A 14,722-nucleotide genomic window follows, 5' to 3' on the forward strand; every position below is an offset into this window, starting at 1 on the left:
TCAGACCGCCCTCATCAGCAGGGTTGCGGCGATGACCACGGCCGTACCGCCGAACATCGAAACCGCGTAGGAGCGGGCGTAGCCGTTCTGCAGCTTGCGCAGTCGGCCGGAGAGCCCGCCGACCGAGGCCGCCGTGCCGTTGACGACGCCGTCGACCAGGGTGTGGTCGACGTAGACCAGGGAGCGGGTGAGGTGCTCGCCGCCGCGGACCAGGACCACATGGTTGAAGTCGTCCTGGAGAAGGTCACGGCGGGCGGCCCGGGTGAGCAGCGAGCCGCGCGGGGCGACGACGGGGACGGGCTTGCGCCCGTACTTCAGCCAGGCGATGGCGACACCGATGACGAGCACCACCATGGTGGCGGCGGTGACGGTGGTCGCGCTGACCGGGGCATCGCCGTGGTCGTGTCCGGTGACGGGCTCCAGCCAGTGCATGAACCGGTCGCCGATGGAGAAGAAGCCACCGGCGAAGACCGAACCGAAGGCCAGCACGATCATGGGGATCGTCATCGACTTCGGGGACTCGTGCGGGTGCGGCTCGTGCCCCTCGGCGTCGGGCTGCCAGCGCTTCTCGCCGAAGAACGTCATCAGCATCACCCGCGTCATGTAGAACGCGGTGATCGCGGCGCCCAGCAGGGCGACGGAGCCGAGGATCCAGCCCTCGGTGCCGCCCTTGGCGAAGGCCGCCTCGATGATCTTGTCCTTGGAGAAGAAGCCGGACAGACCGGGGAAACCGATGATCGCGAGATAGCCGAGGCCGAAGGTGATGAAGGTGACCGGCATGTACTTCCGCAGGCCGCCGTACTTGCGCATGTCGACCTCGTCGTTCATGCCGTGCATGACCGAACCGGCACCGAGGAAGAGCCCGGCCTTGAAGAAGCCGTGCGTCACCAGGTGCATGATCGCGAAGACGTAGCCGATGGGGCCGAGGCCCGCGGCCAGGATCATGTAGCCGATCTGGGACATCGTCGACCCGGCGAGGGCCTTCTTGATGTCGTCCTTCGCGCAACCGACGATCGCACCGAACAGGAGCGTGACCGCTCCGACGATCACGACGACCATCTGGGCGTCCGGGGCGGCGTTGAAGATCGCGCCGGACCTGACGATGAGATAGACGCCCGCGGTCACCATGGTGGCGGCGTGGATGAGGGCGGAGACCGGGGTCGGGCCCTCCATCGCGTCACCGAGCCAGGACTGAAGCGGCACCTGGGCCGACTTGCCGCAGGCGGCGAGCAGCAGCAGCAGGCCGATGGCCGTCAGCTTGCCCTGGCTCGTCTCGCCGGTCGCCCCCAGCACCGGCCCGAAGGCGAAGGTGCCGAAGGTGGTGAACATCAGCATGATGGCGATCGACAGGCCCATGTCGCCGACCCGGTTGACCAGGAAGGCCTTCTTCGCGGCGGTGGCCGCGGTGGGCTTGTGCTGCCAGAAGCCGATCAGCAGGTACGACGCCAGACCGACGCCCTCCCACCCGACGTACAGCAGCAGGTAGTTGTCGGCGATGACCAGCACGAGCATCGCCGCGAGGAACAGGTTCAGATAGCCGAAGAAGCGGCGTCGGCGCTCGTCGTGCTCCATGTAGCCGATGGAGTAGATGTGGATCAGTGTGCCCACACCGGTGATCAGCAGCACGAAGGTCATCGACAGCTGGTCGAGCTGGAAGGCGATGTCCGCCTGGAAGCCCTCGACGGGAATCCAGCTGAACAGGTGCTGGTGCAGGGCCCGGTCCTCGGCCCCCTTGCCCAGCATGTCGAGGAAGAGTACGACTCCCACGACGAACGAGGCGGCGGCGAGCACGGTGCCGAGCCAGTGTCCGGCCCGGTCCAGCCGACGGCCGCCGCACAGCAGGACCGCCGCTCCGAGCAGAGGCGCCGCGACGAGCAGCGCAATCAGGTTCTCCACGATTTCCGACCCCTTACAGCTTCATCAGGCTGGCGTCGTCGACCGAGGCCGAGTGGCGGGAGCGGAACAGCGACACGATGATCGCGAGCCCGACGACGACTTCCGCGGCGGCGACGACCATCGTGAAGAACGCGACGATCTGCCCGTCGAGATTGCCGTGCATCCGGGAGAACGTGACGAACGCGAGGTTGCACGCGTTGAGCATCAGCTCCACACACATGAACACCACGATCGCGTTCCGCCTGATCAGCACCCCGGACGCGCCGATGGTGAACAACAGGGCCGCAAGATAGAGGTAGTTGACCGGATTCACTTGGCGACCTCCTCTTCTTCGTTGTCACGGCCGAGCCGTTCCTCCGAGCGCTGTTCCAGCGCCTTGAGGTCGGCGAGCGCCTCGTGCGACACATCACGGATCTGGCCGCGCTCGCGCAGCGTCCCCATGACGGTGAGCTCGGACGGGGTGCCGTCCGGCAGCAGGCCGGCGATGTCCACCGCGTTGTGCCGGGCGTAGACGCCGGGGGCGGGCAGCGGCGGAAGCTGACCGCCGCGCACGCGCTCCTCGGACATCTCCCGCTGGGTCTTGGCCCGTTCGGTGCGCTCGCGGTGGGTGAGCACCATCGCGCCGACGGTCGCGGTGATCAGCAGGGCGCCGGTGATCTCGAACGCGAAGACGTACTTGGTGAAGATCAGGTTGGCGAGCCCCTCGACGTTTCCGCCGTACTTGGCGTTGGCGGTGCCGAGCCCGGTGAAGCTGTTCAAGGAGGCGTTGCCGATCCCCGCGATGAGCAGGACGCCGAAGCCGAGGCCGCAGCCCGCGGCCAGCCAGCGCTGCCCCTTGAGGGTTTCCTTCAGCGAGTCCGCGGCCGTGACGCCGACGAGCATGACCACGAAGAGGAACAGCATCATGATCGCGCCGGTGTAGACGACGATCTGGACGATGCCCAGGAAGTACGCGCCGTTGGCGAGGTAGAAGACCGCCAGGACGATCATGGTCCCGGCGAGCGACAGGGCGCTGTGGACGGCCCTCCTCATCAGGACGGTGGACAGCGCGCCGATCACGGCGACGGTGCCCAGTACCCAGAACTGGACGGCCTCGCCGGTCGAGGTGATGGAGGCCGCTGCGGCCAGGCCGGTCATGCGTCCACCTCCTTGTCCCGCCGGGCCTTCTCGCCCTCGGCCCCGTCCTTCTCTGCCGCGTCCTTCTCGCCCTCGCCCTTGGAGACGGCGGTCTGACGCTCCGTACCAGGGGCGGCTTCGGTCACCAGGCCCCGGTAGTAGTCCTGTTCGTCCATGCCCGGGAAGATCGCGTGCGGGCTGTCGACCATGCCTTCCTCCAGCCCCGCGAGCAGCTCGTCCTTGGTGTAGATGAGGCTCTCGCGGGTGGTGTTGGCGAGCTCGAACTCGTTCGTCATCGTCAGGGCCCTGGTCGGGCAGGCCTCGATGCAGAGTCCGCAGAGGATGCAGCGCGCGTAGTTGATCTGGTAGACGCGGCCGTAGCGCTCCCCGGGGGAGTAGCGCTCCTCCTCCTTGTTGTCCGCGCCCTCCACGTAGATGGCGTCGGCCGGACACGCCCAGGCGCACAGCTCGCAGCCGATGCACTTCTCCAGGCCGTCCGGATGACGGTTGAGCTGGTGGCGGCCGTGGAAGCGGGGCGCCGTGACCTTCGGCGTTTCCGGATACTGCTCGGTCAGCCGCTTCTTGAACATGGCCTTGAAGGTCACGCCGAAGCCGGCCACAGGATTCTGGAACTTGTCCCCCGTGGACCCCGTGGATCCCGTGGATCCCGAGGACTCACTCGATCCCCTGGGCTCTGATGACTCAGACACCGTCAGCCTCCTTTCCGTCACTCGAATTTCCGTCACTCTGAGTATCCGGCCCACCACTGACAACGAGCTCCCGCTCGCGTCGTGGACGGCGGCGCGGCACGGTCGGCAAGGCCTGTCCGGGCAGCGGAGGCACCGGGAATCCGCCCGCCATCGGGTCGAACGCGGGCTCCGGTCCGGCCGCCGCCTCCTCGGCCTTGGCCTGGCGGTCCCGGAACATGTCGACGACGAAGGAGATCAGCAGGATCGCGATCACGGCCCCGGCGACGTACAGCACGATCCGGGAGAAGTCGTAGCCCTCGTTGCGCAGCGCGCGGACCGTGGCGACGAGCATCAGCCAGACCACGGAGACCGGGATCAGCACCTTCCAGCCGAGCTTCATCAGCTGGTCGTAGCGGACACGGGGCAGCGTGCCGCGCAGCCAGATGAAGAAGAACAGCAGCAGCTGGACCTTGATGATGAACCAGAGCATCGGCCACCAGCCGTGGTTCGCGCCCTCCCAGAACGTGCTGACCGGGTAGGGAGCCCGCCAGCCGCCGAGGAACAGGGTCACGGAGACCGCGGAGACGGTGACCATGTTGACGTACTCGGCGAGCATGAACATCGCGAACTTGATGGACGAGTACTCGGTGTTGAACCCGCCGACGAGGTCGCCCTCGGACTCCGGCATGTCGAACGGGGCGCGGTTCGTCTCGCCCACCATCGTGATGATGTAGATGATGAAGGAGACCGGCAGCAGGATGATGAACCAGCGGTCCTCCTGCGCCTCCACGATCTTCGAGGTCGACATCGACCCGGAGTAGAGGAACACCGAGGCGAACGCGGCGCCCATCGCGATCTCGTAGCTGATCATCTGCGCGCAGGAACGCAGCCCGCCGAGGAGCGGGTACGTCGAGCCGGAGGACCAGCCCGCCAGCACGATGCCGTAGATGCCGACGGAGGCGACCGCGAGGATGTAGAGCATCGCGATCGGCAGGTCCGTCAGCTGCATCGTCGTGCGCTGGCCGAAGATCGAGACCTCGTTGCCGGACGGGCCGAACGGGATCACGGCGATCGCCATGAACGCCGGGATGGCCGCGATGATCGGCGCGAGGACATAGACGACCTTGTCCGCCCGCTTGACGATGACGTCTTCCTTCAGCATCAGTTTGACGCCGTCGGCGAGCGACTGGAGCATCCCCCAGGGCCCGTGCCGGTTCGGCCCGATGCGCAGCTGCATCCAGGCGACGACCTTGCGCTCCCACACGATGGAGAACAGCACGGTCACCATCAGGAACGCGAAGCAGAAGACCGCCTTGATGACGACGAGCCACCAGGGGTCGGTGCCGAACATCGAGAGATCCTCGGCGGCGAGAACGGCACCGCCCGGTGCCGTCGCGAAGGGAGCGAGGCCAGTCACGCGCGTACCTCCGATGGGACGACGGGAGCACCCGGTGCGGCGGCGGGGCCGATCCGTACCAGGCCGCCGGGGCGTGCGCCGGTGTCACCGGGGATGCCTCGCCCGACGGAGTTCAGCGGCACCCAGACCACCCGGTCCGGCATGTCGGTGACCTTCAGCGGGAGTTCGACGGTGCCGGTGGGGCCGGTGACGGCGAGCAGGTCGCCGTCCTTCACCCCGGACTCGGCGGCGGTGACCGACGAGAGCCGGGCGACGGCCGCGTGCCGGGTGCCGGCCAGCGCCGTGTCGCCCTCCTGGAGCCGGCCCAGGTCCAGCAGCATCCGGTGGCCCGCGAGGACCGCCTCGCCGTCGCCGGGCCGGGGAAGCGGCAGCGCCGACTCCCGCGGGTCCTCGGCGTGGGCGCCCTGCCATCCGCCGAGCCGGTCCAGCTCGCGCCGGGCCGACTTCAGGTCCGGCAGCGCGAAGTGCACATCGAGCGCGTCGGCCAGCATGTGCAGGACCCGGGCGTCGCTCGGGCAGAGCGTCCGGGGCATCTGCTCGGGCTTCAGCGCCGCCTCGAACAGCCGCGCCCTGCCCTCCCAGTTGAGGAAGGTGCCGGGCTTCTCGGCGACCGCGGCGACCGGGAGGACCACGTCCGCCCGCTCGGTGACCTCGCTGGGCCGCAGCTCCAGCGAGACCAGGAACCCGACCTCGTCCAGGGCCGCGAGGGCACGGGCCGGGTCGGGCAGGTCCGCGACCTCGACCCCGGCGACGAGCAGCACGGCCAGTTCGCCGGAGGCCGCGGCCGCCACGATCTGGCCTGTGTCGCGGCCGTGGCGGGCGGGGAGTTCGGCGACGCCCCACACGGCCGCCACCTCGTCCCTGGCCCGCGGGTCGGTGGCCGGACGGCCGCCGGGCAGCAGGGTCGGGAGCGCGCCCGCCTCCACCGCGCCGCGCTCGCCGGCCCGGCGCGGAATCCACACCAGCGTGGCGCCGGTCGCGGCGGCGGTCCGTACGGCGGCGCTCAGCGCTCCGGGTACCCCGGCCAGCCGCTCGCCCACCACGATCACGGAGCCTTCGCCGCGCAGCGCCTCGGCCGCTGTGGCGCCGCCGCCGTCCAGCCCGACGCCGCCCGCGAGCGCGTCCAGCCATTCGGTTTCGGTGCCGGGGGCGGCGGGAAGCAGCGTGCCGCCCGCCTTCACCAGGCCGCGTGAGGCGTGCGAGGCGAGGGCGAAGGTGCGCTGCCCGTGCTTGCGGTTCGCCTTGCGCAGCCGCAGGAAGACGCCGGGGGCCTCCTCCTCGGACTCGAAGCCGACCAGCAGCACCGCCGGGGCCTTCTCCAGCGAGGTGTACGTGACCCCGTCGCCGTCCAGGTCGCGTCCGCGTCCGGCGACCCGGGCGGCCAGGAAGTCGGCCTCCTCGCCGCTGTGGACCCGGGCCCGGAAGTCGATGTCATTGGTGTCGAGGGCGACCCGGGCGAACTTGCTGTACGCGTAGGCGTCCTCGACGGTCAGCCGGCCGCCGGTCAGGACTCCGGCCCGGCCCCGCGCGGCACCGAGCCCGGCTGCCGCGGCGGCCAGCGCCTCGGGCCAGCTCGCCGGTTCCAGCACGCCGTCCGCGTTGCGTACGAGCGGGGTGGTGAGCCGGTCGCGCTGCTGGGCGTACCGGAAGCCGAACCGCCCCTTGTCGCAGAGCCATTCCTCGTTGACCTCGGGCTCGTTGGCCGCGAGGCGCCGCATGACCTTCCCGCGCCGGTGGTCGGTACGGGTCGCGCAGCCGCCCGCGCAGTGTTCGCACACCGAGGGCGTCGACACCAGGTCGAAGGGACGGGAGCGGAATCGGTACGCCGCCGAGGTCAGCGCGCCGACCGGGCAGATCTGGATGGTGTTGCCGGAGAAGTACGACTCGAACGGGTCGCCCTGCCCGGTGCCGACCTGCTGGAGCGCGCCGCGCTCGATCAGCTCGATCATCGGGTCGCCCGCCACCTGGTTGGAGAACCGGGTGCAGCGCGCGCAGAGCACGCACCGCTCACGGTCCAGCAGCACCTGGGTGGAGATCGGGACGGGCTTTTCGAAGGTGCGCTTCTTGCCGTCGAAGCGGGAGTCGCTGTCGCCGTGCGACATCGCCTGGTTCTGCAGGGGGCACTCGCCGCCCTTGTCGCAGACGGGGCAGTCCAGCGGATGGTTGATCAGCAGCAGTTCCATCACGCCCTTCTGCGCCTTCTCGGCGACGGGCGAGGTGATCTGCGACTTGACGACCATGCCGTCGGTGCAGGTGATGGTGCAGGACGCCATCGGCTTGCGCTGGCCCTCGACCTCGACGATGCACTGGCGGCAGGCGCCGGCCGGGTCGAGGAGGGGGTGGTCGCAGAAGCGCGGGATCTCGATGCCGAGGAGTTCGGCGGCCCTGATGACCAGGGTGCCCTTGGGGACGCTGATCTCGATGCCGTCGATGGTCAGCGTGACAAGGTCCTCGGGCGGGAGAGCCGCCTCGCCGCCCCCGGAGGGCGCACTCGTGGTGACTGTCATGCGTTCACCCCCCGGTGAGTGTTCTTGTCGTCGGCCCAGACGGTCGACTTGGCGGGATCGAAGGGGCAGCCCCTGCCCGTGATGTGCTGCTCGTACTCCTCGCGGAAGTACTGGAGCGAGGAGAAGATCGGCGAGGCGGCACCGTCGCCGAGGGCGCAGAAGGACTTGCCGTTGATGTTGTCGGCGATGTCGTTGAGCTTGTCGAGGTCGGACATCTGCCCCTTGCCCGCCTCGATGTCGCGGAGCAACTGGACGAGCCAGTACGTGCCCTCGCGGCAGGGTGTGCACTTGCCGCAGGACTCGTGGGCGTAGAACTCGGTCCACCGGGTGACGGCCCGGACCACGCAGGTCGTCTCGTCGAAGCACTGGAGCGCCTTGGTGCCGAGCATCGATCCGGCGGCGCCGACGCCCTCGTAGTCGAGGGGGACGTCGAGGTGTTCGTCGGTGAACATCGGGGTGGAGGAGCCGCCCGGGGTCCAGAACTTCAGGCGGTGACCGGCCCGGATGCCGCCGCTCATGTCGAGCAGCTGACGCAGCGTGATGCCTAGCGGGGCCTCGTACTGGCCGGGGCTCGTGACATGGCCACTGAGCGAGTACAGCGTGAAGCCCGGGGACTTCTCGCTGCCCATCGACCTGAACCAGTCCTTGCCCCTGTTCAGGATCGCGGGAACCGAGGCGATGGACTCGACGTTGTTCACCACAGTGGGGCAGGCGTACAGACCGGCGACCGCGGGGAAGGGGGGACGCAGCCGGGGCTGGCCACGCCGTCCTTCGAGCGAGTCGAGCAGCGCGGTTTCCTCACCACAGATGTACGCACCGGCACCCGCGTGCACCGTGAGTTCCAGGTCGAGCCCCGAACCCAGGATGTTCGCCCCCAGATAACCCGCCTCGTAAGCCTCGCGTACGGCCTCGTGCAGGCGCCGCAGTACGGGGACCACTTCACCGCGCAGGTAGATGAAGGCGTGCGAGGAACGGATCGCGTAACAGGCGATCACCATGCCCTCGATGAGGCTGTGCGGGTTGGCGAAGAGGAGCGGGATGTCCTTGCAGGTCCCGGGCTCCGATTCGTCGGCGTTGACGACGAGGTAGTGCGGCTTGCCGTCGCCCTGCGGGATGAACTGCCACTTCATCCCGGTGGGGAAGCCCGCGCCACCGCGTCCGCGCAGACCTGAGTCCTTGACGTACGCGATGAGGTCGTCGGGTGACATGGCCAGCGCCTTGCGCAGTCCCTGGTACCCGTCGTGGCGCAGATAGGTGTCCAGCGTCCATGAGTCCGGCTGGTCCCAGAAGGCGGAGAGCACGGGCGAGAGCAGCTTCTCGGGGCTGGTCCCGTTCTCGTTGATCTCGGCGGCCAAGGTCATCACTCCCCCTCCTCGGCTACCGGCCCGGCCGAGTGCTCCGGGTCGGAGGCCGAGGTCTGCTGTGGTGCGTCATGAGAGCTGAGGTGTTCGGACGGTGAAGGATCGTGGGGCTGCGCGTCGCGGGACTGGGCGTCGCGGGGGGCCGCGCCGCGCGGTGAGACCACGCGGGTCCCCGGGACGGCCTCGCCCTTGGCGAGCTTGAGCCCGATCAGCGAGGCGTGGCCCGCGCCGCCGCTCGCCTCGACGGCGCCGGGGCGCTCGTCGGGGAAGCCCGCCAGTATGCGCGAGGTCTCCTTGTACGAGCAGAGCGGGGCGCCGCGGGTGGGTTCGACGGTGCGTCCGGCGATCAGGTCGTCCACGAGTCGCGTCGCGCTCTCGGGCGTCTGGTTGTCGAAGAACTCCCAGTTGACCATCACCACGGGCGCGAAGTCGCAGGCCGCGTTGCACTCGATGTGTTCGAGGGTGACCTTGCCGTCCTCGGTGGTCTCGTCGTTGCCGACACCGAGGTGGTCCTTCAGCCGGTCGAAGATGGCGTCACCGCCCATGACCGCGCACAGGGTGTTGGTGCAGACACCGACCTGGTAGTCGCCGCTCGGCCTGCGCCGGTACATGGTGTAGAAGGTCGCGACGGCGGTGACCTCGGCGGTAGTGAGGTCGAGCAGTTCGGCGCAGAGGGCCATGCCCGTACGGGAGACGAAACCCTCCTCGGACTGCACCAGGTGGAGCAGCGGCAGCAGCGCGGAGCGGCTGTCGGGGTAGCGGGCGATCACCTCCTTCGCGTCCGCTTCGAGCCGGGCGCGTACGTCGGCCGGGTAGGCGGGGGCGGGGAGTTGCGGCATCCCCAGACTGACCTCTTGGTTTGCGGTCACCGGTCGACGCCTCCCATCACGGGGTCGATGGACGCGACGGCGACGATGACATCGGCGACCTGGCCGCCCTCGCACATCGCCGCCATGGCTTGCAGGTTGGTGAAGGACGGGTCGCGGAAGTGGACCCGGTAGGGGCGGGTGCCGCCGTCCGAGACGACATGCACGCCGAGTTCGCCCTTGGGCGACTCGACCGCGGTGTACGCCTGTCCGGCCGGGACCCGGAAGCCCTCGGTCACCAGCTTGAAGTGGTGGATCAGGGCCTCCATGGAGGTGCCCATGATCTTCTTGATGTGGTCGAGCGAGTTGCCGAGTCCGTCCGGTCCTAGCGCGAGCTGCGCGGGCCAGGCGATCTTCTTGTCGGCGACCATGACCGGGCCCGGCTCCAGCCGCTCCAGGCACTGCTCGACGATCCTGAGCGACTGCCGCATCTCCTCCAGGCGGATGAGGAAGCGGCCGTAGGAGTCGCAGGTGTCCGCGGTGGGCACGTCGAACTCGTAGTTCTCGTAGCCGCAGTACGGGTCGGTCTTGCGCAGGTCGTGCGGGAGCCCGGCGGAGCGCAGGACCGGTCCGGTGGCGCCGAGCGCCATGCAGCCGGTGAGGTCGAGGTAACCGACGTCCTGCATGCGGGCCTTGAAGATGGGGTTGCCGGTGGCGAGCTTGTCGTACTCCGGCAGGTTCTTCTTCATGGTCTTGATGAACTCGCGCAGCTGGTCGACCGTGCCCGGGGGCAGGTCCTGGGCGAGTCCGCCGGGGCGGACGAACGCGTGGTTCATCCGGAGGCCGGTGATCAGCTCGAAGAGGTCGAGAACCAGTTCACGATCGCGGAAGCCGTAGATCATGATCGTGGTCGCGCCGAGCTCCATACCGCCGGTGGCGATGCAGACCAGGTGCGAGGAGATCCGGTTGAGCTCCATGAGCAGGACGCGCAGGACCGTGGCCCGGTCGGGGATCTGGTCCTCGATGCCGAGGAGCTTCTCGACGCCCAGGCAGTACGCCGTCTCGTTGAAGAACGGCGTCAGATAGTCCATGCGCGTGACGAACGTGGTGCCCTGGGTCCAGTTCCGGAATTCGAGGTTCTTCTCGATGCCGGTGTGGAGGTAGCCGATGCCGCAGCGGGCCTCGGTGACGGTCTCGCCGTCGATCTCCAGGATCAGCCGCAGCACGCCGTGCGTGGACGGGTGCTGGGGACCCATGTTGACGATGATGCGCTCGTCGTCGGACTTGACGGCCGACTCGACGACTTCGTCCCAGTCGCCGCCGGTGACTGTATATACAGTCCCCTCGGTCGTGGCCCTGGGTGTCGCGTGGGGAGTAGTCATCAGGAGTACGACCTCCGCTGGTCCGGAGCCGGGATCTGGGCGCCCTTGTACTCGACGGCGATGCCGCCGAGCGGATAGTCCTTGCGCTGCGGGAAGCCCTGCCAGTCGTCCGGCATCATGATCCGGGTGAGGGCGGGGTGCCCGTCGAAGATGAGGCCGAAGAAGTCGTAGGTCTCGCGCTCGTGCCAGTCGTTGGTCGGGTAGACCTCGACGAGGGACGGGACGTGCGGGTCGCTGTCCGGGGCGGACACCTCCAGCCGGATGAGCCGGCCGTGGGTGAGGGACCGCAGGTGGTAGACGGCGTGCAGTTCGCGACCCTTGTCGCCCAGGAAGTGGACGCCGCTGACTCCCGTACAGAGCTCGAAGCGCAGCGCCGGGTCGTCGCGCAGGGTGCGGGCGACCTGGAGCAGATGCTCGCGGGCGATGTGGAAGGTGAGTTCGCCGCGGTCGACGACGGTCTTCTCGATGGCGTTCTCGGGGAGCAGGTCCTGTTCCTCCAGGGCCCCTTCGAGTTCGTCGGCCACTTCGTCGAACCAGCCGCCGTACGGGCGGGACGTGGCGCCCGGCAGGGTCACCGTGCGTACGAGACCGCCGTAGCCGGTGGTGTCGCCGCCGTTGTCGGCGCCGAACATGCCCTTGCGTACGCGGATGACCTCGGCCTGCTCGCGCGGTGCGGGGACTCCGTTGCCGGTCCGCTCGTCGCCGTTCGCGTTGTCGGTCACCGCAGCAGCCCCTTCATCTCGATCAGGGGGAGCGCCTTGAGGGCCGCCTCCTCCGCCTCGCGGGCGGCCTCCTCGGCGTTGACCCCGAGCTTGGAGCTCTGGATCTTCTGGTGGAGCTTGAGAATGGCGTCGATCAGCATCTCGGGGCGCGGCGGGCACCCCGGCAAATAGATATCAACCGGGACAATGTGATCAACACCCTGAACAATGGCGTAATTGTTGAACATCCCGCCCGATGATGCGCAAACCCCCATGGAGATCACCCACTTCGGGTTCGGCATCTGGTCATAGACCTGCCGCAGGACGGGCGCCATCTTCTGGCTGACCCGTCCCGCGACAATCATCAGATCGGCCTGCCGCGGCGATCCGCGGAAGACCTCCATCCCGAAACGGGCCAGGTCGTAGCGCCCCGCACCGGTCGTCATCATCTCGATGGCGCAGCAGGCGAGGCCGAAGGTGGCCGGGAAGACGGAGGACTTCCGCACCCAGCCGGCGGCCTGTTCGACAGTGGTCAGCACAAAGCCGCTAGGCAGCTTCTCTTCGAGTCCCATGTGTGCCCCTCAGCCCCTCAGTCCCATTCCAGGCCGCCCCGGCGCCACACATACGCGTAGGCGACGAAGACGGTGAGCACGAAGAGCAGCATCTCCACGAGCCCGAAGATCCCCAGGGCGTCGAAGGTGACCGCCCAGGGATAGAGGAAGACGATCTCGATGTCGAAGACGATGAAAAGCATCGCCGTCAGGTAGTACTTGATCGGGAAGCGGCCGCCACCGGCCGGAGTCGGGGTGGGTTCGATACCGCACTCGTACGCTTCGAGCCGTGCTCGGTTGTACCGCTTGGGGCCGATAAGCGTGGCCATGACCACGGAGAAGATCGCAAACCCTGCCCCGAGGGCGCCGAGCACGAGGATGGGCGCGTAGGCATTCACGCTCCTCGCTCCTTCCAGTCGTCCTTGACCGTTGGACCGCATCGGGCGAACCGGCTCGCCACCTCACCAAGATCGTGCACATGTGAGGCAGTTCACAAGCCCGACTGCCCCGCATCCTATGCCTGCCATCCTGTGATCTGCGACACGGGGTGCAACAACGCCTTTGTGATCTCCACCACCTGACGAAGGATCATGAAGTCGGATGAGCGGTGATCTTCGTACGCGAAGCGGCCGAGTGATCACGAGACGTGACATTCGATGGTGTTACCGCTGGTCAAAGCAGTGCCGCGCTATCAATCGACGGCCCCTACAAGCAAATTGGCGATGGACGGATCCGGGTGATATAGGCATCGACCCACTCCGGCGCTCACCCGGAAGGGGGTGCCACGGGGTGCCATGTGGACATGTGCACGCATTCACGATCTTCCGGGCGACCACCTCACGCCGGTCGGACACCCGCACGCCGCGCACCGGCGAGGGGCGTCGCCGAGCGGCGACCACTCCTGAACCAAACGGACATGACGCACCAATAGGTCATCCCGCCTCAGGGGTCCGATCCAGCCACTCCCGTACTCGTGGCGCGTCCGCGCGGTTGCCGATCGAGCCCGAGTCATGCCGTGACCTGCGCCACACGTCCCCCGCTCCACATACAGCGGGTCTGGCCATCGGCGTGAACGGATGGTAAGCACCGGGCAATTCGGGCGTATTGCCGAAAGTCAATGATCACAGCCCTGATTACGCATGCCCGGTTTGCCCGTTACGGCGTCAATAAAGGCCCTCGGGAAGCGGATTCACAGATTCCGAACGTAACTGTGTCGCAACACACGTTTCTTGATGGGACCCCTTCAGCCCTGATAGCGCTAGTACTCATGTCCCTCACCGCTCACATACCCAGCCACCGGAAGCCCCGCCAGAGTGCCTCGAAGACGGCACTGCGGGCCGGAGTTGCCGGTGGCGTCCTCAGCACCATCGCGGTCGCAGGCGCCGCGGGCCCGGCCCAGGCCGAGCCGGTGACCCAGACCATCGAGATGCCCACCATCACCTCCGGGTTCTCCACGACCGTCGCCGCTTCCGCACAGGCCACGCAGCAGGTCGCCCTCGACCTGGAGACGCAGGCCAACGAGGACGCCGCGGCCGAGAACGCCGCGAAGAAGGCCAAGAAGGCCAAGGCCGAGGCCGTACGCAAGGCAGAGGCCAAGAAGAAGGCCGAGGCGGCCGCCAAGAAGAAGGCGGAGGCCGCCGAGCGCGCTTCCCGCACCGCCGAGCGCACGACGCTCAGCGCCTCCCCGGGCTCCTCCAGCGCCTCCGGCTCCTCCGCGTCCCCCTCCTCCTCGCCCTCGTACTCCTCGTCGAACGCCACCGGCTCCGCAGCCGCCGTGGTCGCCTTCGCCAAGGCCCAGGTCGGCGACGCGTACGTGCCCGGTGGCACCGGCCCCAACTCGTGGGACTGCTCGGGCCTCGTCCAGGCCGCGTTCCGTTCGGTCAACATCGACCTGCCGCGCGTCTCGCAGAGCCAGTCGACGGCCGGCACCCAGGTCTCGCTGAGCAACCTCCAGCCGGGCGACATCCTGTACTGGGGCAGCGCGGGCAGCGCGTACCACGTCGCGATCTACATCGGCGGCGGCCAGTTCGTCGGCGCGCAGAACTCCAACACCGGTACGGTGCAGCGCTCCCTGGACTACGACAGGCCGACCGGCGCGGTCCGCGTTCTCTGATTCACAAGCGTTCGCCGCCCATGGGCGGTCGCCGCTCCACAATCGTTCGCCGCTCCGCGGGCGTTCTCTGATTCACCAGCGCTATCTGATTCATCAGCGTTCTCGCGCGAGCGTCACCCGCCGCCGCCGAGCACGCTGAAGGGCCGTCGCTCCCCCGCTCGGGAGCGACGGCCCTTCGCCGTG

The 14,722-nt window shown here is 68.3% G+C and carries 13 protein-coding genes; 1 reads left to right on the top strand and 12 read right to left on the bottom strand.

Annotated features, from left to right (window positions below):
- From nuoL to OG413_RS06885, 12 genes are read right to left on the bottom strand one after another with little or no spacing between them, the layout of a single operon-like run.
- Positions 1–1,896 carry an NADH-quinone oxidoreductase subunit L gene (gene nuoL, locus OG413_RS06830; RefSeq protein ID WP_266803482.1) on the bottom strand — a complete coding sequence of 632 codons (1,896 nt, stop codon included), beginning with the start codon at positions 1,894–1,896 and terminating at the stop codon, positions 1–3.
- Positions 1,897–1,909: 13 nt separating this feature from the next.
- On the bottom strand, positions 1,910–2,209 hold the full coding sequence (gene nuoK, locus OG413_RS06835; RefSeq protein WP_073718458.1) for an NADH-quinone oxidoreductase subunit NuoK: 300 nt from the start codon (positions 2,207–2,209) through the stop codon (positions 1,910–1,912).
- Positions 2,206–3,033 (bottom strand): NADH-quinone oxidoreductase subunit J, encoded by an 828-nt coding sequence (locus OG413_RS06840; protein ID WP_266803483.1) that lies wholly within the window; start codon positions 3,031–3,033, stop codon positions 2,206–2,208. Before OG413_RS06840 ends, nuoK begins: the two co-directional genes overlap by 4 nt.
- Positions 3,030–3,722 carry an NADH-quinone oxidoreductase subunit NuoI gene (gene nuoI, locus OG413_RS06845; protein WP_266803484.1) on the bottom strand — a complete coding sequence of 231 codons (693 nt, stop codon included), beginning with the start codon at positions 3,720–3,722 and terminating at the stop codon, positions 3,030–3,032. The genes OG413_RS06840 and nuoI overlap by 4 nt, the downstream gene beginning before the upstream one ends.
- Entirely contained in the window at positions 3,715–5,118 is a 1,404-nt protein-coding gene (gene nuoH, locus OG413_RS06850) for an NADH-quinone oxidoreductase subunit NuoH (RefSeq protein WP_266803485.1), read from the bottom strand. The genes nuoI and nuoH overlap by 8 nt, the downstream gene beginning before the upstream one ends.
- Positions 5,115–7,625, bottom strand: coding sequence for an NADH-quinone oxidoreductase subunit G (locus OG413_RS06855; RefSeq protein WP_266803486.1), 2,511 nt, complete (start codon positions 7,623–7,625; stop codon positions 5,115–5,117). Before OG413_RS06855 ends, nuoH begins: the two co-directional genes overlap by 4 nt.
- Entirely contained in the window at positions 7,622–8,986 is a 1,365-nt protein-coding gene (gene nuoF, locus OG413_RS06860; RefSeq protein ID WP_266803487.1) for an NADH-quinone oxidoreductase subunit NuoF, read from the bottom strand. Before nuoF ends, OG413_RS06855 begins: the two co-directional genes overlap by 4 nt.
- Positions 8,986–9,825 (bottom strand): NADH-quinone oxidoreductase subunit NuoE, encoded by an 840-nt coding sequence (gene nuoE, locus OG413_RS06865; RefSeq protein ID WP_266809949.1) that lies wholly within the window; start codon positions 9,823–9,825, stop codon positions 8,986–8,988. Before nuoE ends, nuoF begins: the two co-directional genes overlap by 1 nt.
- A 26-nt stretch (positions 9,826–9,851) precedes the next feature.
- Positions 9,852–11,174, bottom strand: coding sequence for an NADH-quinone oxidoreductase subunit D (locus OG413_RS06870; protein WP_266803488.1), 1,323 nt, complete (start codon positions 11,172–11,174; stop codon positions 9,852–9,854).
- Positions 11,174–11,896 (bottom strand): NADH-quinone oxidoreductase subunit C, encoded by a 723-nt coding sequence (locus tag OG413_RS06875; protein WP_073718466.1) that lies wholly within the window; start codon positions 11,894–11,896, stop codon positions 11,174–11,176. Before OG413_RS06875 ends, OG413_RS06870 begins: the two co-directional genes overlap by 1 nt.
- Positions 11,893–12,447, bottom strand: coding sequence for an NADH-quinone oxidoreductase subunit B family protein (locus OG413_RS06880; RefSeq protein ID WP_266803489.1), 555 nt, complete (start codon positions 12,445–12,447; stop codon positions 11,893–11,895). Before OG413_RS06880 ends, OG413_RS06875 begins: the two co-directional genes overlap by 4 nt.
- Before the next feature lie 17 nt (positions 12,448–12,464).
- Entirely contained in the window at positions 12,465–12,824 is a 360-nt protein-coding gene (locus OG413_RS06885) for an NADH-quinone oxidoreductase subunit A (RefSeq protein WP_030420561.1), read from the bottom strand.
- Between the two features lie 869 nt (positions 12,825–13,693).
- Here OG413_RS06885 and OG413_RS06890 point away from each other — a divergent pair.
- On the top strand, positions 13,694–14,539 hold the full coding sequence (locus tag OG413_RS06890) for a C40 family peptidase (RefSeq protein WP_266803490.1): 846 nt from the start codon (positions 13,694–13,696) through the stop codon (positions 14,537–14,539).
- The last annotated feature ends 183 nt before the right edge of the window (positions 14,540–14,722 follow it).

The organism is Streptomyces sp. NBC_01433 (assembly GCF_026340105.1).
Taxonomy (GTDB): domain Bacteria; phylum Actinomycetota; class Actinomycetes; order Streptomycetales; family Streptomycetaceae; genus Streptomyces.

What these genes read in the sequence shown, in the direction of transcription:
- OG413_RS06880 (WP_266803489.1), bottom strand. Translation starts at nt 12,447, where the DNA reads ATGGGACTCGAAGAGAAGCTGCCTAGCGGCTTTGTGCTGACCACTGTC.
- OG413_RS06840 (WP_266803483.1), bottom strand. Translation starts at nt 3,033, where the DNA reads ATGACCGGCCTGGCCGCAGCGGCCTCCATCACCTCGACCGGCGAGGCC.
- OG413_RS06890 (WP_266803490.1), top strand. Translation starts at nt 13,694, where the DNA reads ATGTCCCTCACCGCTCACATACCCAGCCACCGGAAGCCCCGCCAGAGT.
- OG413_RS06870 (WP_266803488.1), bottom strand. Translation starts at nt 11,174, where the DNA reads ATGACTACTCCCCACGCGACACCCAGGGCCACGACCGAGGGGACTGTA.
- OG413_RS06855 (WP_266803486.1), bottom strand. Translation starts at nt 7,625, where the DNA reads ATGACAGTCACCACGAGTGCGCCCTCCGGGGGCGGCGAGGCGGCTCTC.
- nuoE (WP_266809949.1), bottom strand. Translation starts at nt 9,825, where the DNA reads ATGCCGCAACTCCCCGCCCCCGCCTACCCGGCCGACGTACGCGCCCGG.
- nuoF (WP_266803487.1), bottom strand. Translation starts at nt 8,986, where the DNA reads ATGACCTTGGCCGCCGAGATCAACGAGAACGGGACCAGCCCCGAGAAG.